Here is a 24,787-nt window from a genome sequence, read left to right on the forward strand (position 1 = left end):
CTTGGTTTTTCGACAGCGCCTTTTTTATCTTTTTGATGGTGCAGTTTTCCGCGGTCTGCCCCTGATCTGGATGAAGCCGCCGCAATCGGGGACTATAGGAAAAACAAAACCGCCTATTCGCGGCAGATTGGGGGAAAAGGGATAAACCAGTTGAGAACTTACTCAAATATCAATTCTTTTTTCTCATTGTATATTTGAATAGATGATCTTCCGTCCGATGCCTCGTCATAGTCACCAGAAACGATATAGTTCCTTCTTGAGCCATCCATGTCGAATCGATGCCACTTTGTTTGATTAAATGTTGCATAAATGTAGCGGCCTTCTTTGAGAAGGTGATCGTCATTGATTTGAATCATGAGATAAGGATATCCCGTTCGAATTCCAAAAACTTGGACAGGTTTGCTATTATCCTCGTTAAGCATTAAGTCCATACTGTACTCTAGCTTTTTATTAATTACTCTTACGATACAAGCCCCTATTTTGTAACCCCTCTTGTAAAAAACATAAGCAAAGGGCTGATCAAGGCCGTTATTTATTTTTACATCAAGTATTTCAATATGCTCCTTTTCCTGTAGTTGTTCAATATGGAGGTCAGAGATCTGACTATAAGATTCCCTTTGCGATAGGTAAATGAGAGTAGAAAGTGATAGGAGAAGGAGCAATACGAATCCTCTAAGATACCAATTATATTTAACCATTTCAGTAAATCATCCTCGTATTTATTATTAACGCCCCCCCAATATATTCCAATTATACGCTTGTGTAGAGTGTTGTTAAAGGAGGGATTAATGAACTAAGAACGAGAGACTACTAAAAAGAGAAAACCATAGGAGGAACATGTTGGATAGTGTAGAAATAAGTAGGACATAGTGACTATTTTTTTTGAATTCAAATTTACTACATGGAGGGGGGATAAATATGGGTTTTTATTTTAGAAAGTCCATATCATTTGGAGGGTTGAGGATCAATTTTTCCAAGTCAGGGATTGGAGCTTCCGTTGGAACTAAAGGCTTTCGTTTTGGTATAAGTCCCCGCGGCAATTATGTTCGCATTGGTGCAAACGGGCTTTATTATAAAACCATGATCGGAAAAAGAAGAAATGCGAATAATACGGTACTTCATGAACAGAATATGCAGACTAGTCAACCTCCCGATGTTGTTATGCATGAAATTGAAAGTAACGATGCGTTAGATATTTTCGATTCAAATTCGCAAGAACTGCTATATGAAATAAACAAAAAATATAAATTATTCCCTTTATGGACAATAGGAGTTGCAATAACAGTTTTATTAAGTTCAACTTCATTTATGATTATAGGCTTGCTGTCTATTGCTGCATTGTATCTGTTAGATAAATATAGAAAGACGACAATTATTGTGTATGACATTGATGAAGCTGCAGAATCAAAAATTCAAGCATTTTATAATACTTTCAATGAGATAATCAGTGCCAAGCGAAAATGGCATGTTTCGGCCTCGGGGCACGTTCGGGATCGGAAATATCATGCCGGTGCATCGACGCTGATTCATCGAAGTCATATTTCAATCAACTATTCGCTTCCCAAATACATAAAGACCAACGTTAAGGTTCCCTGTATACCGGTTGGAAAACAGAAACTGTACTTTTTTCCCGATAAAATCCTAGTCGTACAGCGGAGAAAGGTTGGAGCAGTTAGTTACGGAAGCCTGATATTGGAATGTTCCAATACCCGATTTATTGAAGATGGCATAGTCCCCAGAGACACAACCATCGTTGATAAAACCTGGAGATATGTGAATAAAAGTGGTGGGCCGGATCGAAGATTTAAGAACAATAAGCAATTGCCTGTAGTCCTTTATTCGAAACTGCATTTTCAGAGTGATACGGGGCTTAATGAATTAATTCAAATTTCACGCCCCGATGTGGGGAACGGTTTAAAAGAATATTTGAATCATTCGGATTTCCTTTATGCGAAAGAGAGAGACGGGGTTGAGGAACAATCGGTTGTTTTATGATGATATATGGGCCAATATATCGGCTCTATATACTTCATAATGCTAATATAATCAAGTAAGTACTAAATCAAGGGAGTCATCCGGAAATGTCCAGGGTAGAGAAATTTAAGAAAAAGAGTTTATTCAAATACATCTTCAAAGCAGCGAAAGAAAATAATAATGAGTCGAAGGAAGAGGTATTACCCTCTGAGAAGAAATTAAATTATAGATATTCTATTATTAAGGCTGCGCCGCTTACGACGCCGCTCGACGCGCCGGAACCGTCCGGTCATGCCGAAATCGTAAATGTGTTTACGGATATTACGAAACTGGAGCTGTACGACAGAACAACGGCTGAAGAAGCAGCCGCTTCGTTCCGAACGAAAGCGAGTGAGATTTTGGCCCGCAGCTCCCAATAACGTCCCCAATCATGGGGAAAAAGCGAATACGAGTTCCCGAAGATTTCGCTATTGTCCTTGAAAGAGCTGGCCACGGACCAAATCAAAGGGTAAATCATCAGGATACCCAGGATGGTCATTATAAAGTGAAATGATAGCATACCAGCGTTTTGCGGCCCTACTCATGGTCTTCCCCCTTTGATTCGTAATGAACCCAAGTGGATCCGCTGGGTGCGTTTTTCCAAAATCACGCTGCCAATGCTTACGCCCGTTGTCCTGTTTAATCTGATCCTGCAAGTCATAAACGGCTTTCGGGCCTTTACGGAAAGCTTCATCATAAACAAGGCGGACCCCTGGATCTGGATGAAGCCGCCGAGATCGACGGTTACGGCAAAATGGGGATCTTTTTCCGCATTGTGTTGCCGCTCGTCACGCCGGCCATTATTACTTCGACGATTTTCTCGTTTTACTGGATCTGGCAGGATTTCTTCCAGCCTTTAATTTTCATCAGTTCGACCCGCATGTTTACGGTCTCGTTGGCATTAAATTTATACTTGGATCCCAATTCATTCAGCAATTACGGCCGATTGTTCGCCATGTCCGTCATATCCCTGATTCCGGTCGTGGCGGTCTTCCTCGTCTTTCAACGATACCTGGTTGAGGGCGTGGCGACGACCGGTTTGAAAGGATAGGAGGATCTGGATTTGCATTTGCAAAAGCGTATAAAGATTCGGCTGACATTCTATATAAGTTGAACTAAACACCCGGCTGTTCCTATCCCGCTTAATCAATAGTTCAACTTAAATAGGCAGAGGAGGCGGTAATATGCATTATATTGACGGAAATACGGTTTATCTTGAGCCGGAAACGGTATCCAGTCCGGTTCGTCACGCTTTGGAGATGATCTACCGCGATCATGAAAAAGTATTCGGGCTCAAACCTTCGTCCGAACCAGCGGATAACGTTCGGCAGATGAGCCTTCACCAAGAAACGGATGGCCGAATCGCTTGTATCCGCGTTCGCTACGCGGCAAGCGCGGAGGAGTGCCCGGACCGGCCGGAGGCTTATGCGGTCATGCTGGGACAAGACCGGTTCCTGCATATCGTGGGCCGGGACGACCTGGGATTAGTGTACGGCCTGCTTCATTACAGCCGGGTTTTCCTGGGGGTGGATCCGCTCTGGTTCTGGGCGGAACTTTCGCCAGCCAAAAGGGATCGGATCGAGATCGCCGATGTTCCGTATGTTTCTGTCCCGGCGGCAGTGGCTTATCGCGGCTGGTTTGTGAACGATGAGGTCTGCCTGATTGGATGGAAGACAGAATATCCGCCTACGGCGGAAGTGTGGCAGCCGGTATTCGAAACGCTGCTGAGGCTGGGGGGAAATATGGTGATCCCCGGTACGGACCTGCCGAGAAGCGGAATCCATCATCGTTTGGCCCTGGACATGGGGCTGTATGTTACGCATCATCATGCCGAGCCGCTGGGGGCGGAAATGTTTCTGCGGGCTTTTCCGGGCAAGACGGCCAGCTATAAGGAACATCCGGCGCTGTTCGAACGGTTGTGGATGGAGGCCATTGAGCGACAGAAGGGCGAGCGGGTCGTCTGGGTGCTGAGCTTTCGCGGGCAGGGCGACCGGCCTTTCTGGGAGAACGATCCCGAATTCGATACGCCCGCCAAACGCGGCGAGCTCATTTCTGCGGTGATTGAGAAACAGTACAACATGGTTAAGGCCAGGGTGGAGCAGCCCGTTTGCTGCATGGCCCTGTATGGGGAATTGGCCGAGCTGTACAAAGAAGGGTATATCCGTCTGCCGGAAGAGATCATTTAGATCTGGGCCGATAATGGTTACGGGAAAATGGTTTCGCGCCGGCAAGGCAACTTGAATTTGCGGATTCCGGCACTTCCGGGTCCCCGTGAGGGCGGAAAGCACGGGCTTTATTATCATGTTACGTTTCATGATTTGCAGGCCTCCAACCATCTCACGATGTTTCCTTCGCCTGTAGAGCTCATCAAGCAGGAGCTGACCAAGGCATTCAAGGCGGGAGCAAAGGATTATCTGCTGGTTAACAGCGGCAATATCCTGCCCCATCTCAACGCGCTTGATTTCACGGCGGAGATGTGGCGGAACGAGGATGCGGATGCGCAGCGGCATTTGACTGGGTTTATCAAGCGGATGTACGGCGAAGAACGACCGGACATCATAAGGTTGTACGAAGATTATGCCGCCTGCACCTTCCCTACGGCGCCCATGAGGACGAAAGAGCTGGGGAGGAATTCTATCATCATCCCACAAGACAGATGATCGGGCATTGGCTGCAGGGACAAACCTGCACCCATGAACGGCTGATTTGGGCTACGGGAGATGTAAGCTTCGCAGATCAGGTTCGCTGGTTTCGAAGCCGCGCAGAACAGGCCATCCCGGGCTGGGAAGCGCTGCAGCAGCGGGGACGCGCGGTGGCGCAAAGACTGTCGGATGAGAATAGCCGCAGACTATATATCCAAATGCTGGTGCAAATCGAGCTTCACCTGACAGGCTGCCGCGGGCTGGCTTCCATCTGCAATGCATACGCGGACTATTGCTCCTGGGCTTATCCGCAGGCGTTCGTCCATGCCGCGCGTGCGGTACGGCATTATAGCCGGGGGCTGGAAGCCTTGCGCGCAGCCGAGTCCGGACAATGGGAACACTTCTACCGCGCCGACTGGCTGACCAATATCAGCAACACCATTTATCATACCTCCACGCTGCGCTCGTTCCTTCGGATGCATGGGGATAGCCCGGATCTGTTTCTTTGGTACAAAGAGTACCTAATGCCAGAAACGGAGAAACATATTTATCTGGAAAATACGCACCGCAACCCGCTACCTGATGACAGGCTTGCCGAATTGTTGGAGGAGAGACTGATTGAGCTGGGGGTATTGGATTCGGGGCGGTTGGTGTAGCTTCTTGGGCGATGTGAATGGAGGTTCAGCATTATTGAGGGAAACTCAAAAAATCGGTTGTACATAAAGATTCGAAACTTGGTTATTCTTCTTGATGATCGACTAAAGCCTGCTGATGAAGCGGGCTTTTTCATTGTTGGATTTTTCACAACACTGGAGATATATAATTTATGATCTATATGTTATAATAAGGGGGGTAAGAGAGTATACTTATAAACATGGAGGCAGCTTTGTATAATATATTATTTTACGAGGACGAGAATGGTAATAAGCCAGTTGAGGACTTCATTGATGAGCTTGATGCTGCCGCGCTCAATAATAAGAATGCAAGAGTTCAATTGGAACAGATAATCTACTGTTTGAATCGATTAGAAGAGAGCGGAACACGAGCTGGTGAGAGGTTTACTAAGAGGATTTCAGGGGATATATGGGAGCTACGCCCAGGTCATAATCGTATTCTCTTTTTTGGATGGAAGGGAAATCATTTGGTTCTTCTACATCACTTCACTAAAACAACGCAAAAGACACCTCCAAAGGAAATTGCGGTTGCTAAAAGACGAATGGACAGTTGGCTATTGAGAAAAGGGAGGAGCGATTGATGATGAAAAACTGGAGTGAAAAAAAGAAGGAGTTACAGTCTATAGATCCAATACGGATGAATGAGCTTGAAGCGGTTGCACAACTCGTGAATGCTATTCATCAAAGACGAATTGAACTCGGATGGACACAAAAGGAACTGGCCGATAAAGTAGGGCTCCATCAGGAGTCTATTGCTCGTATTGAAAATGGCGGATCTATTCCCCGCTTAGATACCGTATTTAAATTAGCCATGGCTCTGGGGATGAAGCTAAGCTTGCATGGAGCGGAGGAGGCCGCAACTGTAAGTATAGGCTAATAGGTAATGTTTTTCATACGTTCAACTCAATATCTTAACAAGCAGCCCGGAACAGTCTGGGCTTTTCGCTTTTATTTTCCGGAGGAGATATGAACAGTATTGAACATAAGCTTCAGCTGGCCTTGTTGGAAATTGAACGATTAAAACAAGAAAACGAAAACCTGAGAAAAGAATTATCCAAGTACCAGACGACCTCGTCAATTGCTGAAACTGTGGATGATGGAACTAAGGATGCCGTGCTCGATGACAACACGATTAACTCGGTTCACAATTATTCATCACCGTCTGAGAAGATCGGACTGTTTCGCAGTTTATTTAAAGGACGGGAAGATGTTTACCCTATACGCTGGGAAAACAAAGCGGGGAGATCGGGGTATTCTCCTGCTTGCGGAAACGAGTGGACAGCGGTTTGCAAGAAGCCGCAGGTGAAATGCTCGGAATGTCAGCATCAAGATTTTTTGCCTGTGACCGACGAAGTGGTTAGTCAACATTTAGATTCGAGAGTTAATCGAACCATTGGGGTCTACCCCATGCTCCTAGACGAGACATGTTGGTTTCTGGCCATGGATTTCGATAAGCAAAAATGGCAGGAAGATGCTCTGGCTGTTATGGTGGTGTGCAGGGAACATGGCATCCCCGCGGCTTTAGAACGTTCTCGTTCGGGAGAGGGAGGGCATATTTGGATCTTTTTTGAAGAAAATATAGACGCCAGTCTGGCCAGAAAGCTTGGATGTGCTATTCTAACGTTAACTATGGGCCGGAGATATGAGGTAGGCTTAGATTCCTATGACCGTCTTTTTCCAAACCAGGACACCCTTCCAAGAGGAGGATTTGGGAATTTAATTGCGCTTCCCTTACAGGGGGCTCCTAGAAAGAAGGGTAATAGCGTTTTTGTCGATGATCATTTTCGGCCTTATGAGGATCAATGGAAGTTCTTGGCTCAACTAAAGAAAATGGATCGGCAACAAGTTATGGATTTCGTCCAAACGGCTGCACGCAATGGAACTATTCTAAACGTTGGATACGTGGACACGGATGCGAAAGAAGAGAATCCTTGGGAACAGCGGCAAAGCTTCCAGGCCGATGAACGGATTAATGGGCCTTTGCCTGCAACTGTTAAGGTTGTTTTATCCGATATGATCTATATCGAGAAAAATGGCCTGCCGCCAGCCATGGTCAACAGAATCTTTCGCTCGGCCACTTTTCAAAATCCCGACTTTTACAAGACCCAGGCGATGAGACTGTCTACTTTTGGTAAGCCGCGTGTGATTAGCTGTGCGGAGGATTTTCCAAAACACGTTGCGCTTCCGAGAGGGTGTATGCAGGAAGTTCTGGAGCTTCTGCGTCAACACTCCATTGAACCGATGATCACGGATGAGCGAGTTGCGGGAAGCTCTACTGATTTCGAATTCAATGGAACCCTGACGATGCTGCAAGATGCGGCAGCAAGATCGATTTTGGCTCATGAAACAGGAATTCTTTCAGCGACAACGGCTTTTGGCAAAACCGTCGTGGCTGCGTCGATCATAGCCAGGAGAAAAATAAACACCTTGGTGCTTGTTCATCGTCGTGAATTAATGGACCAATGGAAAGAACGGCTGAGCACTTTTTTGAATATCGATCCCAAACAGATTGGTATAGTTGGCGGCGGTAAAGAAAAGCGGACTGGCCTGGTTGATATTGCAGTCATTCAAAGCTTGAATAAAAAGGGAGTAGTTAAAGAATATATCGGCGAATACGGGCAAATTATCGTTGACGAGTGCCACCATGTATCGGCTTTTAGCTTCGAGCAGGTGCTAAAAAGGGCGAAAGCAAAGTATATATTCGGGTTGACTGCAACACCCATTCGACAAGATGGACATCATCCCATTGTTACTATGCAATGTGGTCCGGTTCGATTCCGGGTAGATGCAAAGTCACAGGCAGCCTCCCGCGGAATGGAACATAAAGTCATCCCTAGATACACAACTTTCCGGTTAACAGAACAGCTATCAAATCCCGGCATACAGGATATCTATCAGATGCTGGTCACTGACGAAGCGAGGAACGAAATGATCTTTGACGATCTGCTGAAATGTCTAGACGAAGGCAGATCACCCATTTTGCTGACTGAACGTACGAGTCATGTAGAATATTTTCAAGATCGGCTTGAGAAGTTCGCCAAGAATGTCATTGTACTGCGCGGAGGAATGGGGAAGAAGCAGCGTGAGGCTCTGCGGCAGAAAATCGCCAGCGTGCAAGATCATGAAGAACGGGTGCTGATCGCGACAGGAAAACTCATTGGCGAAGGATTTGATGATGCACGGCTGGACACCTTATTTTTAGTGCACCCCATTTCATGGAAGGGAACGCTACAGCAATACGCAGGCCGCCTTCATCGCTCACACTCAAATAAAACGGAAGTCCGGATATACGATTATGTAGATCTGCAGGTTCCGATTTTAATGAGTATGTTCAAGAAAAGAGTTAAGGGGTACAAGGCGATGGGGTATACGGGGGTTGAGCTTCTTTAGGTGATCTGCAAGGTTAGCGGCAATAGAACGAGCGGCGTGTAGGAATTCCCTCTAGCATCGCTCGTTTTTGATTTGGTCGATGATCCTTGCACAAAGCCCTTTTTCAAGTGAATTGGATAGCGAATTAAAGTGTAAAGGTCATACTGACTTTATAGTTGGGAATCGGCCTGATCGTACGGGCCGGGGGAACGACGGTAGGAACCGTGATTTTAGCCCGGATCGCCAATAAATATCTCGATTGGAATATTAGCTATGCGATGTTGTTTTTCGATCTGATCGTGGCCTTTTCCTCCTATTTTATTATCGTTGCGGAAAAGCTGATGCTGACCATCGTCATTTTGTATGTGGGGACGAAGGTGATGGACTTCATGATTGAGGGGCTGAATCCCAAAAAGGCCGTTACGATTATCTCGGAGAAGCAAAACGACATCGCCGAAATGGTCATTACCCAAATGGACCGTGGCATCACGGTGCTGTCGGGCCATGTCTACTATACAAAAAATCTGAAGGAAGTCCTGTACATCGTCATCAGCAAGCAAGAGGTATCCACACTTAAAAAGATTGTCAAATCCATCGACAAATACGTTTCTCACCATCCACGACGTGCGGGATGTGTTTGGCGAGGGTTTTTGGATATTTCGAAGTGAAAGGATCGGCTTGCTGTTTTCCAACCGCTACAGTTAACAAACCACAACCGAATAAGGTTGTCTTGGTTAGCGCCATAACGAATTTCGCCAATTTGTTTATCGCTTTATTTAAACCATCGTCACTTGCTTTTACCATCAAAGTCATTGATATTATAGAGGTCGTCAAGATGGAAACCGCTCCACATATCGTTACTTGGAGATGTTGTATCATTTATTTTAATTATTCTCATGAGTGATGGCTTCTACTTTCTTGTCTTTTCAGTAGAAGCAAGTCATTGTTAAACTTAATTGATTTTGCTATATTATCAAAATCACCATAAATACTTTCTAGGTTTACACCTAAGAAATTTAGCTCCTTCAGTATATTGTCATAATTTTCAACCTTAATGGTGATATCTGGAATAATGGACTGGTAATTCAAAATACCATATTTATATACATCTTCTACATCATACAAATAGGGTTGGTAAATAAACAGTCCCTTTTGGCTTGCTATCCTATCGAACAACTCTGGGGGTTGATAGGTAAAATATATATCCAGTCTTATATCGATCCTCTCTTTTATATTAATAAAGATTTGTAAGAGATTTATCAATAATGCCGTGTATATTTTTGCACCTATAGATTCATTGCAATGGTAACCATATTCCCAATCTTCTAAGTAATAATAATCATTGTGAGTGATAGTTTCATCTTCAATCTCATTTAATACATAAATATATAGTTCATTTAGGGCTTTTGTTGCATCATTTTTAATTTTATCTTTAAAATCAAGAAGACTATAGCATTCTCCCGAGATTTCCTCCGAATCAAGTTCATCATCTTCATCTGTATCTAAGCTAGAGTCACCATAAATATCTAAACGATTATTTTCATAGCAATCGATAAGATTGTTGATCCAATGTATAGATTTTCCTTTGTTCTCAAGAAATAATTGTTCAATTTTCATAAGTATTTCTTTTTGGACATCTACATTCTCCACAAGAACTTCAATAAAATTCTGATTGTTATATTTTACAAGTAAATCTGTAATATCAATCAACCTATTTTTATCAATTAAATATATTTCAGCATAAGCATCTGTTTCATTTTTATCAGGTTGTTTTTTTCCGTTACATGCAAAAAATAAAGCGACTAACGGTGATCTTGTGAAATCAACTACATTAGTAGGCAATCCATGATGTTGGCAAAAAGCTAAAAAATGCTGTCGTTCGTCTAAAGAAAGTTTTCTTATCACTTTGTTGTAATACTCTTTCTTCATACCCTCAATATCATAAAAAGTGTCTGTAAACCACCCTCCTTTATACGGTCTAAAACCGCTTGCTTGTATGCCTCCATAAGCTTCATTTTGCCCACGGAATATAAAATGATAATAGTCATTTTCTCTAATGAGTTCTAAGTATTGTGAAACAGTAGATATTGTGTGTTCTTCCATGGTTTCGAGCCTCTCTACAAAAGAATAAATTTAATAAAATTATATCGTAATAATGGGAGTTAACAATGCCTGAGTTCCTTGATTGGGAAGATGAGAACACTTGTTACGTTTTTTCATCGTTAAAATAGTCACTATCACTATATTAGGAACCCATCGACTACAATTATACCGTTGAATGAAGCGGGCTTCTCATTTACCAAGCCGTGATCTACGTTTAGGCCAATGATGGTAACGGAAGCAGAATTACAGACTAGGTCCATGATGTTTGTAAAGCTACTTGAGATTACGGTCTGTTTGTTAGCCGTAGTCAAGAACAGAAACACTAAGTTCAATCTTTTCTTTTTTAGTTGAACCATCACTGGAAGGCCAAGAAAGGTTAATAAAGGTGAGTTTCTTGAAATTCTCAGAATTTATTTTATTAAAAATATAAAAATCCGAAGTTGGCTTTGAATGCTCTAAAGTAATCTTATCTAGGTTCGGCAGCTCGTATGCTATCTTTACGGTATTACTAGAATTTGTTTTTCTAATAACGCCGCTATACCATAATGTATTATCTCTATAAAATACGCTGACATTAACACTCCAATTCTCTGACTTACCCGAAAAAGTCATAAGTTCGTTGGGTTTTGTTATTTGTATAGAGGCATCCTTACTTACCTCAAGAAGGGTTCTCGAGGTTGTTGAGATGTATAGGTATTTGTTATCCTCAGCGACTAATTTTCCATCTACTAAGGTGTTTTTAATTCGTATGTCCTCACTTGTTGTCAAACCAATTACAGATAAGGTTGAACCGAGATAATTTCCAGTTGAAAATATAATATAGCAAAGCAATGGGACAGCTACTACAACAGACAGAGAGGCTAAGAATAATACAAAGAACCAGAATTCACTAAAGGAAAAAGTGTGCTTAGAACGATTCTGTTTCCTATTTCGTTTCTTTTTTTGTTGTTTTTTTCAATTAATTTTATTACTAGGGCGTTTAGTGATACAACTATCAATAAATATATTGTTAATGACAACTTGAGTCCAAGTTGCCTTGTCATAAATATTGGAAACAAAGATGAGATAACTATCACTAACCCTATTGCTTTATAGTGTTTAGATAAGATAGTGATAAGAAAAGAAGCTGATATTATCAATACAGCGGTCAGAACAGGGAGAAGCCAGACTAGAAGAAACTTAATAATGACCGAAAATTCAAAGGCAAAATTCGCACTGAATAGAATTATTAATAAACTGACGGTGGGAGCAAAGAAAAAATAGAGTAACCCAAAAATTAGGAATGCTTTACCTAAACCTTTTAATTTATAAATAGAAATAAAAAAGGTAACTATTCCTGAGAAAATAAATCCTGCGATATAGCACGAGGACCGATTAATAGGTACACTTCTCATTACAACATCTAGAAATGAATGATCCGTTCCACCGAAAAAATAGCCATAGAGTAATAGATACCCAATAAAGTAGAAAATGGGAATAGAACCTATTAGTCCTAATGCAGCTTTTAATAAATATACAAACATATTTCCCATCAAAAATTGCAGCCACTCTTTAAATTTTAGATTTTTAATTATTGAATATGACTTTAAATGAAGAAGAAGTTGGTTCTCTTTTAAACCGATGAACTTGGCAAGTTCATTCGTATTATTATTGTGATTTTTTAGTTCTAGTTCTAAAAAATCTTTATAAGCAATACCAAACTTACTGACGAAATTTGTTTCGAATTCCTCGGTAATTTCGCCTGCATAAATTTCAAGAAAGAGATTCTTGTTAAATGTTGAGTTTCCCACTAATATAACCCCTTAATTACAAGTATGTATAAGTAATTCCAGATAATTTTACCATCCAAAGTAATTTTTTTGTATGATAATTGGCTCCTTGTGAAGTTTAGTATCATACGTTTTAATATTTAAAAAAGGGAAAGATCATTGCAATGATAATAGATTGATAAGACCTAAGGTTAAGAAAAATCTGAATGGAAAATTCATTTATCATATAATGTAAATAAACATAATATTACCTGGGGGATCGGAAATGTCATTACCCGCTGAAGTAGCAACTATTTTTCGCATAAAACAAAAGTCATACAAAATGGTACTCGTTCTATCGATGATTGAAATTTGGGATGAAACCAACCAAAGAATTCTTTCAATAGACTATGTTGCAGAACGATTTTTGAAATACTACAGGGATAGGGAAGCAAATAGTTTACTGGTAGATAATCCACCAAAAAGCATAGCGTCCAGTTGGGAAGAAGTTAGCACAGGTCAGGCAAAAGCAATTCTAGAGACCCCAATTGATGCCCTTCGAACTATCCTTATTAAGGACAATAAGAATGTGCTAACTTTCACCGATGCCATATGGCAAGGTGGGGAGGAAGTACTTGTTGAACTTCAAAGATATGCAAATCAGGAGCTAGAGGCGTATTACGCACAACTTCAGTCGAGCCACTTTTCCCTGAAGGAATCGCTTAGTCATATATTACATACATATACAGCGGCCAAACAAGAGGCATTCGCGAATCATCCCTTAGGGAAATTGTTCAGAAAGACGATACCCGAAGAAATTCGGGCGCTGTCGTTTATCCCGAATCATATTCGCGTTCAAGGATCTGTTGGGCAAGGAAAATGGGCTACGGTTCCGTGGATTGCCTTAATGGATAAACGTGTTACCGAATCAACACAACATGGCGAATATCTGGTTTATCTTTTTGCGGAAGATATGAGTGCAGTATATTTAACTTTTAATCAAGGTGTTACTGACCCTATTCGTGATTATGGAAGAAGGCAAGGTTACGCCTATTTAAAAGATAAAGCCAATCGAATAAGAGAACAGTTGCCTTTAGCGGGGTTTAAAAAGGACGAGCATATTGAACTGACCATAAGTAGATTGGGACATGACTATCAAGTATCCACCGTTGCCTACATCCGTTACGATAGTGACAACATCCCAGAAGACGAACAGCTTGTAGCTGATTTAAAACGGCTGATGGAAAATTACCAAGAATATGTTCATAGTCAACTCCAGATGACAACTAATGAAGAGGAGCATGAAATTGAATTTGAGGAGTTGGAGTTAGTGGACACATTGTCCGTAACAGAGCGGCTATCACAGATAAGAGCGTTTATTCAGAATAGAGGGTTCTCATACCCAGACCGACTAATAGAGAACTTTTATCTTTCGATGAAGACGAAGCCTTTTGTTATCCTCGCAGGAATATCGGGTACTGGAAAAACGAAGTTGGTCGAACTATTTGCTGAAGCGGTAGGGGCCAACAAGGACAATGGACAGTATACTCTTATTTCGGTGAGACCGGATTGGAGCGATCCTTCAGATTTATTAGGGTTCAGGGATTTGTCAGGCACTTTTAGGCCTGGCCCATTAGCTGAGGTGCTTTGTGAAGCATCGAAGACGAAAAACCGATCCAAACCTTATTTCGTCTGTTTTGACGAGATGAATTTAGCTCGGGTAGAGCACTATTTTAGCGATTTGCTTAGTGTATTGGAGACTAAAAAATGGCAGAACGGGAAGATTATAACCAGTCCATTAATTCCCAAAGCTTCTCTATTCTCCACAGAGGATCAACTAAAGTATGGGGATTTATCTTTACCCGATAATGTGTACTTGATCGGTACAGTGAATATGGACGAAACAACTTACCCTTTTAGTAAAAAGGTACTTGATCGGGCTAATACGATTGAATTTAATTACATTAATTTATTGGAGCTTCCAAATGAAGTGGATTACGAACAGATGTCGCCTGTGGCGGCTCCGAATTCCTTTTTAAGAAGCGAATTTCTACAGCTGATTGATGCGATTAAAGAAAACAGGGAGTTAATTACGGACATTACGGAAAGATTGGTACAAATTAATGCTATTTTAGACGGCGCACATGCTAATGTGGGGTTTCGAATTCGTGACACCGTTTGCTTCTATATGATTTACAATAGCCGTGATCATCTAATGACTAACGATGAAGCGTTTGACCTTCAATTCCTTCAGAAAATACTACCTCGCATTCAAGGCAGCAGTGCAGCAATTAGACGGGTTCTGTTAGAGCTGTTGAAGGTGTGTTTAGATAGGCCTCTTGCCATAAACGAACTTATGGATGACTTATCCTCATTATTTACTGATTCGGAACTATTTAATGGGGCGGTCCAATCCCAAGCAAAATATCCTCAAAGTGCACGAAAGATTATGTTTATGTTACGGAGGTTAGAAGAGGATGGATTTACCTCATACTGGTTATCGTAATGAAACTGTAGAACTTCTGCGGATAGAAACGAATCTATTTAATTTATATATTCAAGGCAAGCCGTTTCATCCGACGGTAGAGGTATTACAGTTACACCGGGATGAGGATGGTTCTATGGTAGATGCCCATTTCCGTGTAGATAAATCCTCCTCAAATTTAGAGATCAGCTCTATACTAGTCTTTTCGCCGGAGGAAAACGGTTTACAGGAATGGAAACAGGGCCAAACATGTGCCCCTCTTTTCTTTGAAACACAGGCTTATGAAATCGTGGTTGAGAAAAAACAAGCAGACCCTATTCAGTTCTACCATGAGAACAGATATCTAAGGGAAGCTGTAAAGCCCCTTGGGGCTAGGATTTTATCCGGAGTTCTAAACTTCCAAAATGAGGTGGGGTTTACGGAATTAGAGCTTCGTTTAAATGGACGATCGATATTACAATTGCAGTTAGAAATTTTTCCGTCAAAAATGGATTACAAACGGGATTATGAAGCAATACTGCGCGATATTAATAAACAAATTTATAATCTGTCATTTGATTTTTTGCGCAAGACTTATCATTTGACGGGGCTACAGGATACTACGCAGCAAAGCATGACGGAATTTTTTGCGATATTAAAATATTTGTTTCAACAACTTGTTCAGGCAGTGGAGCGGATCAAAAAAGCCCCCAATATGAAAATGAATATAGTAAATCAAAAAACAACCACCAGTAGGGCAAAGCATGTTGGGAAAGGTAATTTAACATATCTTTCAAAACATCCTGAACTGTTTGTTAAAGACGCTAAGCATGGGTTCATTAATATTCAAGGCCAAAAAATGTACCCAACACACGTGTTGGAATCAAAGCGATATCTGGACTTTGATACTGGGGAGAACCGCTTTGTCCGGTGGGTTTTAATGAGGGTTGTGGGAAAATTACAGATTCTTCGTACTCGTTTAAAGGCTGCAGAGCGTACTTCGGATCCGCAACTGTTAAAAAGCTTAGATCTAATGGATGCACAATTGCAACGATTACTAAGGTACGACTTTCTTGCAGTTGGGGATATGACGAATATGTCAGTCACTCTTGTCTTACAGATGGCTCCTGGATACCGAGAGGTATATCGTTGCTATCTAATGCTTATGAAAGGGCTGTCGATTCAAGGCGATCTACTGCGCATGTCTCTAAAGGATTTAGCCCAACTTTATGAGTACTGGTGTTTCCTAAAAATCCACGATTTATTAAGTCGTAAATATGAACTAATCAAACAAGACATTATCAAAGTGAATCGTTCTGGGATTTTTGTCAAACTGGATAAAACTCAAAAATCGAAAATAGTATACCGGAATCCACGGGATGGTGAAGTATTTACACTATACTACAACTCACTACCCAGCGGAGAACGGACACCTACGGTGGGGCAGAAGCCGGATAATGTACTAACGTTGAAGAAAAACGATTCAGCTGTTGAATATAGATATATTTTTGATGCCAAATATCGCTTGAATCCCGCTTACGATGGAACTCCTTATCAAAAGACGTATACCATTCCTGGACCCGAGGAATCAGATATTAATACGATGCACAGGTATCGGGACGCAATTGTCTATGGGGAGGGAAAACAGGAATTAGAACGTAGTATGTTTGGTGCATATGTTCTTTTCCCTTATCCTAATGAAAAGCAATTCCGTGAACATAAATTCTATAAAAGTATTGAGTTAGTTAACGTTGGGGCATTTCCATTTCTCCCTAATTCCACAAGCCTTATGGAGAAGTTTCTGGATGAAATCATTATGGATAGTCCGGAGAAAGCGTATGAGAGATCTACACGTCCCCGTGGAACGAAAACTTATTATCAGAACAAATTGACCGGCAAAAACGTAATGGTAGGTGCATTAAGACAAGCTTCACAATTGGAAGTCGCCTTAAAACATGGCTTTTATCATACTCCGTTAAAAAATATTTCCAACCATCAGTTATTAACGCAGATAGAATATGTGGCCATGTACCAATCCATTAACAATTTTGGGAGATCCGGAGAAAACGGAATCCATTGGTATGGGAAAGTTAAAGAGTGGAAAGTATTGCGCCGCAAAGAAATAATTGAGCGTCCCGCGAGACCTGGGTCTGGTGAGGAGTTATATGTTAAGTTTACAGTGGAAAAATGGCTGCGAAAGGAACCCCCAATTGTTCCGGGCGGTAATGGAATAAGGACTCTGTTGTTTACTACTAAGTACATTTTTGACCGTGCAAGGGAAATAGCAGAACTACGGCTGGAGACGGAAGAGGATATGATTAAGTGGCGGGAACAACGAAGAAGAGGAGCAGTCACGGTGAAGCTTAATCATGACCAGGTGGATTTAGCTAGTGCTGTTGTGGATGTACGGTTTCGGGAGGGTGAGGGGGACACTTGATTAGATTAATTCTCGTAGTAACTCGACTTTTTTAGCGTTTTATGGCGTCGGTCGAATTGAAATATAAGATTTTACAAATTATTAATATGGTATGTTTTTACCTATTATGGTATACTTGACTTAACAGTTATAGAGGAAGCACCTCTTTTGCAAAATGCAAGGGGGTGCTTCTCTGTATTCTAATACAATATTTATGTGTTATGATACTAGTTCTAATAAGTAAATGTAGCGTGGGAGTTCCGAGGGGGGAAGATTTTGAGTAAGAGGTATACAGCCATCGACCTTTTTGCCGGTGCAGGGGGAATGTCGCTTGGTTTTGAACAAGCAGGGTTCGATGTTCTTGCAGCGGTTGAATACGATCCGATTCATGCATCAATCCACCAATACAATTTTCCTCAAACTAAAGTTATATGTGCCGATGTTAGTAAAATTACCGGTCACTCTATCCTCGAACAGCTTGGGAAGAAGCCGGGTGAGATTGATGTTGTTTTTGGAGGACCTCCGTGCCAAGGCTTCTCTATGATTGGTAGAAGACTTGCCGACGATGAACGTAATATTCTTTTGTTTCATTTTTATAAAATTATCAGTGAGGTGCGTCCAAAATATTTTGTAATGGAAAATGTATCCGGGTTGACTGTGGGAAACGCAAAAAATCTACTTCAAACCGTTATCAATGAATTCCAAGGTATAGGTTACGAAATAACTTTACCTTATAAAGTACTGAATGCCTCCTCATTCGGAGTCCCACAGAGTAGAAAAAGATTGTTTCTTTACGGGGCGTATAAGGGGAATCCTGTTATTGAGTATCCAGAACCTACAGTAATACCTAGAGAAATAAAAGGAACGCCGCCGACTGCTAAAACCAAGGGGTTACCTATAGGTCCTTCTGTGTATGATGCCATAGCAGATTTACCCAATGTAGATTTATTTGAAGAGTTATTAACTCAAGACTGGATTGAATTTATAACAGAACCGAAGAGTGACTATGCTCGATATCTAGCAGGACTTTTAACTGACAAAGAGGATCTTTCATTACCGAGAATTTTTAATCGAAATATTTTAACTTCTTCAATGCGAACTAAGCATAATGATGAATCAAAAAAAAGGTTTGTGGAAACCGAGCAAGGACAAGTCGAGCCGGTTAGCCGCTTTCTTAAGCTTCACCCGGAAGGTGTAAGTAATACATTGAGAGCGGGAAGCGATAGTAAACATGGCGCCTTTACAAGTCCACGGCCTATTCATTATATATATCCTAGAGTAATTACGGTTAGGGAAGCTGCCCGACTGCATTCTTTCCCTGATTGGTTTAGATTTCATGTAACAAAGTGGCACGGATTTCGAGAAGTAGGAAACGCAGTGCCTCCACTCTTAGCAAGAGCGGTAGCCAAACAAATTTCTAAGGCTTTGGGGGGGAATGTAAAACAACCCGTACAAAAAATAAGTCTTTCGAATGAGGAATTGCTCTCCTATAATATGGCGGCGGCTGCAAAAGAACATAGCGTATCTAAAGATGTTATAGGAAAAAGGGATCGTGAAGCAATCATTGAAGGAGGAAGTAGGGTGGCTTCAAAGTACGATAAAATTATAAGCGACATTTTTTTTAGCAATTATAGGGATGGATTACGCGAGTTCAATTTTGTCCGCGAAGACATTGAACGTTCTGCAACTAAGCTTGGTATTAAACTTCCGAAAAATATAGGTGACGTAATTTATTCATATAGGTTTAGAAAAGCTTTTCCCAAAGAAATACTTGATACTTGTTCAGGCAACGAAGAATGGACAATTGAGGGGGCAGGGGACGCAAAGTATAAATTTAAACTTTTTTCATCGGGAGCAAAGGTTGTACCCAGTACTAATTTATTTGAAATAAAAATTCCAGATTCTACTCCTGAAATTATTGCAAAATACGCAGTTTTGGATGAGCAGGCACTTTTGGCTAGAGTACGTTATAACCGTCTTATTGATATCTTTACTGGGATAACCACGTACTCTCTTCAAAATCATCTGAGAACAAAGGTTCCTAGTATAGGCCAAATTGAAATTGATGAAATTTATGTTGGCGTTAATAAAAAAGGTGAGCACTTTATTATTCCTGTACAGGCGAAAAGTGGAAATGATAGTATCGGTATTACTCAAGTAAAACAAGACCTTGAGTACTGCAATTATAGGTACCCTACACTTAAACACAAGGCTATTGCGGTGCATGCTAAAGAGCCAAATTTAATTGCAATGTTCGAACTAATTATTCAGAATGACGAACTTAAAGTTGTAGAAGAACGTCATTACAGACTAGTCCCTGCATCCGAAATATCCGATGATGATCTACGAATGATGAGCGATATAGGTCAAAACTAAACTTTCTTATGTCCCGAGGTTTTCAACTCGGGATTTTTTTTTGCCTCCATAATAAACTCGTAAATTGTATTTATGCATGCTTCAAAGTCATCTCTTAGTTCGTGTTCCCAAACTCTTAAAATACTCCAATTGTTTTCTTTATAAAATTGCGTAGTAATTAAATCGCGTTCTCTATTGCGTATTAATTTTTCCATCCAAAACTCAACGTTTGATTTAGGTATCTTACAGTGCACTGGGCACATATGCCAAAAGCAGGAATCAATAAATATAACTATTTTATCTTTTTTAATAGCGATGTCAGGTTTACCTTTGAGTTCGCTTACATTCCTCCTAAATCTAATTCCCTTTTTCCATAGCTCGTGGGTCACAGAGTTCTCTATAAGAGATTTCTTGCTTTTTACTGCCCTCATTAGTTCGCTTCTTTTTTCTTTCGATAGTTTATCGGTCATTATTTTTCACCTCGTTTTCTAGACTATAATATTTTACCTCCTTGTCTATAAAATAATACTCATATGCGATAATTAGCTATTGCACTAAACTAATTAAGGATTTTAAAAACGAAGATTTTTACTGGGTGATTTCCTTATTTTCTTCCACTAAATCAACAATCTCCCGAATATCACTGATATCCAAGGCCTCCGCAATCCGTTCAATATGACCAAAACTAATACTATCCCGTTTACCGTTAGCAAGTTCACTTAATGCCGCGTGCCGAACATCGGAAAGTCTGGATAACTCCCGCAAAGAAATGTTACGCTTTTTGGTCAGCTCCTTGATTTTTACGACAACCTTTTTCGCCAACTCACTCACCTCTATTCGGATCATATTTCGCTTGACTATACGTAAAAGCGTACCGTATAATAATTTTATGAGTGGTACGCAAATGCGTAATACGGGCAAATTTTATCTACTTACATTGGGACATGGGTACTGCTCATCGATTGAAAAAAAGGAGGAAACACCCATGCCAACCCTTTTAGAATCCCTATACTACGGCCACCTGGCTCCCGAGGGGCAGGTGGTGCCCAGAGATCCCGAATATCGCCAGATGTGCGGGGAAATGTCCGAGGCGATGGAAGCTTGGAAAGAGAAGCTGTCTGGTGAGGAGTTTACTAAACTGGAGGCGCTGATTGATTTGCAGCAGGAGATTCAGGGATTGGAGTTAACGGCGACGTTTACGTATGGGTTTAAGCTGGGGGCGGCGCTGATGATTGAGGTTCACTCCGGGTACGGGGCGGAGGGGCAACTGCTAATCAACGGGCGGATGAAGGATGAAGCGAATATATAAGAAGTATAGCCTGTATAAGTTTAGCCGGTCCCTATCCTACATGGAATAAAGCACGCGGCCATCTGTTGAACTCTAAAATACCCGGGAGGCGTAATTGGTCAAGCCCGCCGGGTATTTTTATAGGGTATTTTCCTGCTTACTCTGGCTTATCTGCGCGATGTTTGCCTCTTTTTTCTTTCCATTCTTCTCGTCTCCTTCACCCGATCCCCCATCCCTACGATTAACAACACCGATATAATCACCATAATCAGCAATGTGATTACGCAAGCAGCCACATTATAATCGGAACCGCCCTCCGCTTGATAATGAATCAAGCCTAAGCCTGCGGTAATCGGGTAAAGATCGCCCAGGCCGTGGCCTCCGGCAAAGATTCCGATAAATCCGTAGAAAAAGGCGAAGCCGACGCCGGCCATGAAGCCGTTTGGGCTGCGGCAGGTTAACACGATGATGGGCAGGACGGCCAGATAAATGCATAAATTTATGACCATCATTTGGATCAAGGATTTGACCATCACCGCTGCGCTGCCTGCTTGGAAGCCGCTGATCAGCACGACGACGAGCGAAAGTACAAAGGTAACCACGGCCAAAAATAGGGCGAGCAGTCCGGCTGTAATGAGTTTTCCGACCAACAGCTTCCGGAAGGAGAGCGGGATGGTGAGGATGTTTTTGAGCGTGTCTTCCGTGTATTCACGGCTGATCATATATCCGGCGATTAAGGTAATCGTAGCGGGGAACAGCAGGCTGAAATTGTTCCAGATCACGGTATTGGAGAAGTTCTCCCAATTGCGTGCCGAGCCGTCTTCCGCCGTGGCCATGAATCGGGTTAAGAGGACAACCAGCAGCGCCGCGGCAAAGCCTACCCAGACGATCGAATACCGTTTTAATTTGATGATTTCGGTTTTTATGATTTTCACCATGGTCCCCACCTTAATCCTCTCGCTTTTTGTAGATTCGCACAATGGCCATATAAGAAATGAAAGCGATGATCGCAATAATGATCACGACCTGCGGCAATGGCAAAATTTTCGGTGCAATGATCGCGTAGAACGAATCGGCCGGCGATGTAAACAGGCCCAATAACCAGCGGTATATGATCGGCGTCGGCAAAATACTCGTCAGCAATTTCATCATTGGCGTATCATATTGCAGGCCTACAAAGGCCATGGAAAAGTTAAGAATGGTGTAGAAAAAAGCCAGGATAATCGAAAAAATATAGCTGCGGTTAAAATAAACAATCGCGATGACCACCGGCAAGGTTCCGGCCGTGAGCAGCATGCCGTCGGCCGCGCTAATGCAGAGCTTCGCAAACACACCCTGAATATTCCCGGCAAAGGCTCCGCCAAGCATGGAAGCGGCCACGGACGCCAGCGAGAATATCAGCCCAAGGATAAACAACACAAGGATCTTCGCCGTAACCATCCGTGTGGCCGAAACCGGAATCGTCCGCAGATTTTTAAGCGTGTCATTGTCGCGCTCCATAAAAAACAGCATGGAAGCCACGATCCCTAAAATGCTGGGTAATAGCAGCGCCTGTCCATAACTCACGATCATTCCGAACAGTTTATCGTAGACATTAAGGCGCCCAACACTTCCACTCATCGCCAGCATCGTAAAGGGGATGGGAAAAAGAAACGCGGCAACAATCACCAATAGGATGAATTTTTTGCGCTTCAGTTTCGTGAATTCGCATCTAACGAGTTTAAGCAATCCCCACGCCCCCTGTGATCTTTTTGAAATAATCCTCGAGCGTATCTTCACAGGTGTGCGCTTCCGAGACGTCAACTCCGTTTTCGATAAACAGGCGGGTAATCGCCGAAACAGGCAATTCCATGTCATGCAAGCGCAGGCTGTGCTGGTCTTCAACATAGAAGTTGAACATGTTCAAGTGCTTCTCCAACAGACGTGCCGCCCTGGCCGTGTCCGAAACGATAAAGTGAACATATTTGCTGTTTTTCTTTTCCAGTTCCTTGAGACTTAGCTCCTCCAAAAGAACGCCGTGATCAATAATGCCGATGTCATCGGCCAGCAGAGCGATTTCGGATAAAATATGGCTGGAAATCAAAATGGTTTTCCCTCTTTCCGTGCAAAGCGCGCGAATAAAGCTTCTGACCTCGGCAATACCGATCGGATCCAGCCCGTTAATCGGTTCGTCGAGAATCAGCAGTTCAGGATCATGCATGACCGCCAAGGCAATGGCCAGGCGCTGCTTCATCCCAAGCGAATATTGCGCGAACAGCTTTTTGTCCTTATACGGAAGGCTGACTAGCTCCAAGGTGTTTTTGACGGCATTTCGCTGCGGGACGCCGCGCAGATCGGCAAAGAGCTTGAGGTTTTCCGTTCCGGTCAAATTCGGATAAAAACCCGGGGATTCAATCAAACTGCCGATGCGGGGCAGAATTTTTTTAGCCTCGGTCCGCATATCTTTGCCGAAAATTCGCACTTCGCCGGAAGTCGGCAACGTCAGGTTGAGCAGCATTTTCATGGTGGTCGTTTTGCCCGCGCCGTTTCGCCCCAGCAGGCCGTAAATGCGTCCTTGGCGGACATGGATATTCAAATGGGCGACGCTTTTCTGCTCCCCGTATTGTTTCGTAAGATTGTTGGTTTCAATGATATAATCGCTCATCCCCTGAATCCTCCTTTGTTTGACAAGGCCATGTTAGCACGCCAACCTTGCATCAACCTTGCGCGAACCTTGCATCAACCTTGAAAAGACCCCCATGAAAGCAAAAAATCCCGCCTGTTAGCCGGGATTCTCACTGACGAGTGGAAACTGAACTTGAAACACGGTTCGCTTAAGCGGCGAGCTTTCCACGTTAATGGTACCGCGCATCTTTTCGGTAAGCTGCTGCACGATCGATAACCCTAAGCCGCTGTCTTTTTTCGATCGGCCTTTATCGCATTTATACAATCGTTGAAAAATATGCGGCAAATCCTCGTTAGAAATCCCGATGCCATTATCCATAACCGAGATAACGATCCGGTGATCCTCCATTGAAACGCCGACTGCAATCGCCGTCGCCTGGCTATGCGCAAGGACGTTCTGAATCAGATTGTTCAGGATCCGCGAATAGGCGTTGGTATCGAGGTGTGCTGCGAGCTTTTTTTCAGGGATGTCAATGTCAAAGGAAAGGGACCGCGTCTCAAAGACAGGTATCCAGTCCTTCAAAATCATTCTGGTTAATTCGCAGATGTCGACGGTCCGGATGGCGAAGGTTTCCTCGTCGGAGTTTAATTTGGACCATTCGAACAGTTTATCTACATAGTCCTTCAAGTCATGGGCTTTTCGGCGGGCGGTTTCCATATATTCCTCCCGTTCGCGGCCGGTAACGATGTGCTTATGCACGGCATCCAGATACCCGATCAAGGTGGTCAGCGGGGTGCGGACATCATGCGAGAAACTCGTCATCAACTGCTTATTGGTTTCCGCTGTCTTGTTTAAGGCGATGATCTGCTCTTGAAAATGCAGGACGATATCGTTCATTTTGTAGCTGATCGCAGCGGTCATATCATGGGGATCGGCAAGAATCCGGTGGTTTGCATTGCCTTGTACTATATCGTCCAGTATTTCGGATATCTCACGAAGCCTTCTGCGGACATGCAATAGCCTTCTGAACAGTGCAAAAGCCAGTACGGCAGCCCCTAGAGCAATCAATAACAGTATGATCCATGCGGGCTCTATATCCATCCGCTCCAT

At 42.6% G+C, this 24,787-nt stretch carries 21 protein-coding genes and 2 pseudogenes; 13 read left to right on the plus strand and 10 right to left on the minus strand.

The window, feature by feature from the left end; translation table 11 throughout:
* Positions 1 to 158: 158 nt before the first annotated feature.
* Positions 159 to 698 (minus strand): hypothetical protein, encoded by a 540-nt coding sequence (locus NYE69_RS04655; protein WP_340924477.1) that lies wholly within the window; start codon positions 696 to 698, stop codon positions 159 to 161.
* Between the two features lie 220 nt (positions 699 to 918).
* On the opposite strand from NYE69_RS04655, the gene NYE69_RS04660 reads away from it, so the two are divergent.
* The 9 genes and pseudogenes from NYE69_RS04660 to NYE69_RS04700 all read left to right on the plus strand — a co-directional run.
* Positions 919 to 1,995 (plus strand): DUF4236 domain-containing protein, encoded by a 1,077-nt coding sequence (locus tag NYE69_RS04660; RefSeq protein ID WP_340924480.1) that lies wholly within the window; start codon positions 919 to 921, stop codon positions 1,993 to 1,995.
* Positions 1,996 to 2,081: 86 nt separating this feature from the next.
* Positions 2,082 to 2,393: a hypothetical protein gene (locus tag NYE69_RS04665; RefSeq protein WP_340924483.1), complete on the plus strand. Its 312-nt coding sequence runs from the start codon at positions 2,082 to 2,084 to the stop codon at positions 2,391 to 2,393.
* Positions 2,394 to 2,767: 374 nt separating this feature from the next.
* Positions 2,768 to 3,064, plus strand: coding sequence for a hypothetical protein (locus NYE69_RS04670; RefSeq protein ID WP_340924486.1), 297 nt, complete (start codon positions 2,768 to 2,770; stop codon positions 3,062 to 3,064).
* Between the two features lie 382 nt (positions 3,065 to 3,446).
* A pseudogene (locus tag NYE69_RS04675) lies at positions 3,447 to 4,673 on the plus strand (glycosyl hydrolase 115 family protein).
* Complete coding sequence (locus NYE69_RS04680; protein WP_340924489.1) at positions 4,670 to 5,311, plus strand: hypothetical protein; 642 nt, start codon at positions 4,670 to 4,672, stop codon at positions 5,309 to 5,311. The pseudogene NYE69_RS04675 and the gene NYE69_RS04680 overlap by 4 nt, the downstream one beginning before the upstream one ends.
* A gap of 218 nt (positions 5,312 to 5,529) precedes the next feature.
* A complete protein-coding gene (locus tag NYE69_RS04685; protein WP_227877182.1) occupies positions 5,530 to 5,910 on the plus strand; it encodes a type II toxin-antitoxin system RelE/ParE family toxin in 381 nt (126 codons plus the stop codon).
* Positions 5,910 to 6,206, plus strand: coding sequence for a helix-turn-helix transcriptional regulator (locus tag NYE69_RS04690; RefSeq protein ID WP_227877173.1), 297 nt, complete (start codon positions 5,910 to 5,912; stop codon positions 6,204 to 6,206). The genes NYE69_RS04685 and NYE69_RS04690 overlap by 1 nt, the downstream gene beginning before the upstream one ends.
* A gap of 89 nt (positions 6,207 to 6,295) precedes the next feature.
* Complete coding sequence (locus tag NYE69_RS04695; protein ID WP_340924499.1) at positions 6,296 to 8,719, plus strand: TOTE conflict system archaeo-eukaryotic primase domain-containing protein; 2,424 nt, start codon at positions 6,296 to 6,298, stop codon at positions 8,717 to 8,719.
* Positions 8,720 to 8,874: 155 nt separating this feature from the next.
* Positions 8,875 to 9,366, plus strand: a pseudogene (locus NYE69_RS04700) (YitT family protein); the annotation flags it as partial.
* A 226-nt stretch (positions 9,367 to 9,592) separates the two neighbouring features.
* Here the strand turns inward: NYE69_RS04700 and NYE69_RS04705 are convergent.
* The 3 genes from NYE69_RS04705 to NYE69_RS04715 form a co-directional block, all read right to left on the minus strand.
* Entirely contained in the window at positions 9,593 to 10,801 is a 1,209-nt protein-coding gene (locus tag NYE69_RS04705) for an FRG domain-containing protein (RefSeq protein ID WP_036626940.1), read from the minus strand.
* Positions 10,802 to 11,098: 297 nt separating this feature from the next.
* The gene (locus NYE69_RS04710; RefSeq protein WP_124333720.1) at positions 11,099 to 11,632 is read right to left on the minus strand and encodes a tudor domain-containing protein; all 534 of its coding nucleotides are present in this window, start codon (positions 11,630 to 11,632) and stop codon (positions 11,099 to 11,101) included.
* 29 nt (positions 11,633 to 11,661) lie between these two features.
* Positions 11,662 to 12,591 (minus strand): hypothetical protein, encoded by a 930-nt coding sequence (locus NYE69_RS04715; protein ID WP_036626938.1) that lies wholly within the window; start codon positions 12,589 to 12,591, stop codon positions 11,662 to 11,664.
* Positions 12,592 to 12,835: 244 nt separating this feature from the next.
* Between NYE69_RS04715 and NYE69_RS04720 the strand changes: the two genes are divergently transcribed.
* The 3 genes from NYE69_RS04720 to NYE69_RS04730 all read left to right on the plus strand — a co-directional run bounded on the left by NYE69_RS04720 (position 12,836) and on the right by NYE69_RS04730 (position 19,805).
* Positions 12,836 to 15,055, plus strand: a complete 2,220-nt coding sequence (locus tag NYE69_RS04720; protein WP_036626936.1) for an MrcB family domain-containing protein — start codon at positions 12,836 to 12,838, stop codon at positions 15,053 to 15,055.
* A complete protein-coding gene (locus NYE69_RS04725) occupies positions 15,027 to 17,450 on the plus strand; it encodes a DUF2357 domain-containing protein (protein ID WP_115311257.1) in 2,424 nt (807 codons plus the stop codon). The genes NYE69_RS04720 and NYE69_RS04725 overlap by 29 nt, the downstream gene beginning before the upstream one ends.
* A 255-nt stretch (positions 17,451 to 17,705) precedes the next feature.
* On the plus strand, positions 17,706 to 19,805 hold the full coding sequence (locus NYE69_RS04730; protein WP_063836343.1) for a DNA cytosine methyltransferase: 2,100 nt from the start codon (positions 17,706 to 17,708) through the stop codon (positions 19,803 to 19,805).
* On the opposite strand, the gene NYE69_RS04735 is transcribed toward NYE69_RS04730, so the two are convergent.
* Together NYE69_RS04735 and NYE69_RS04740 are read right to left on the minus strand one after the other, a co-directional pair.
* Positions 19,802 to 20,254, minus strand: coding sequence for a very short patch repair endonuclease (locus NYE69_RS04735; protein ID WP_124333718.1), 453 nt, complete (start codon positions 20,252 to 20,254; stop codon positions 19,802 to 19,804). The genes NYE69_RS04730 and NYE69_RS04735 overlap by 4 nt on opposite strands.
* A gap of 118 nt (positions 20,255 to 20,372) precedes the next feature.
* Positions 20,373 to 20,606 carry a helix-turn-helix domain-containing protein gene (locus NYE69_RS04740; RefSeq protein ID WP_036626933.1) on the minus strand — a complete coding sequence of 78 codons (234 nt, stop codon included), beginning with the start codon at positions 20,604 to 20,606 and terminating at the stop codon, positions 20,373 to 20,375.
* 163 nt (positions 20,607 to 20,769) lie between these two features.
* Between NYE69_RS04740 and NYE69_RS04745 the strand changes: the two genes are divergently transcribed.
* Positions 20,770 to 21,093: a DUF6809 family protein gene (locus NYE69_RS04745; protein ID WP_174719620.1), complete on the plus strand. Its 324-nt coding sequence runs from the start codon at positions 20,770 to 20,772 to the stop codon at positions 21,091 to 21,093.
* A 146-nt stretch (positions 21,094 to 21,239) separates the two neighbouring features.
* Here NYE69_RS04745 and NYE69_RS04750 read toward each other — a convergent pair whose 3' ends face one another.
* The 4 genes from NYE69_RS04750 to NYE69_RS04765 all read right to left on the minus strand — a co-directional run bounded on the left by NYE69_RS04750 (position 21,240) and on the right by NYE69_RS04765 (position 24,787).
* Positions 21,240 to 22,007 (minus strand): ABC transporter permease, encoded by a 768-nt coding sequence (locus tag NYE69_RS04750; protein WP_340924521.1) that lies wholly within the window; start codon positions 22,005 to 22,007, stop codon positions 21,240 to 21,242.
* Between the two features lie 13 nt (positions 22,008 to 22,020).
* The gene (locus NYE69_RS04755) at positions 22,021 to 22,800 is read right to left on the minus strand and encodes an ABC transporter permease (RefSeq protein ID WP_340924524.1); all 780 of its coding nucleotides are present in this window, start codon (positions 22,798 to 22,800) and stop codon (positions 22,021 to 22,023) included.
* A complete protein-coding gene (locus NYE69_RS04760) occupies positions 22,793 to 23,716 on the minus strand; it encodes an ABC transporter ATP-binding protein (RefSeq protein ID WP_340924528.1) in 924 nt (307 codons plus the stop codon). The genes NYE69_RS04755 and NYE69_RS04760 overlap by 8 nt, the downstream gene beginning before the upstream one ends.
* A 117-nt stretch (positions 23,717 to 23,833) precedes the next feature.
* Complete coding sequence (locus NYE69_RS04765; protein ID WP_240534198.1) at positions 23,834 to 24,787, minus strand: sensor histidine kinase; 954 nt, start codon at positions 24,785 to 24,787, stop codon at positions 23,834 to 23,836.

The organism is Paenibacillus sp. FSL R5-0527 (assembly GCF_038008055.1).
GTDB classification, from domain to species: domain Bacteria; phylum Bacillota; class Bacilli; order Paenibacillales; family Paenibacillaceae; genus Fontibacillus; species Fontibacillus macerans.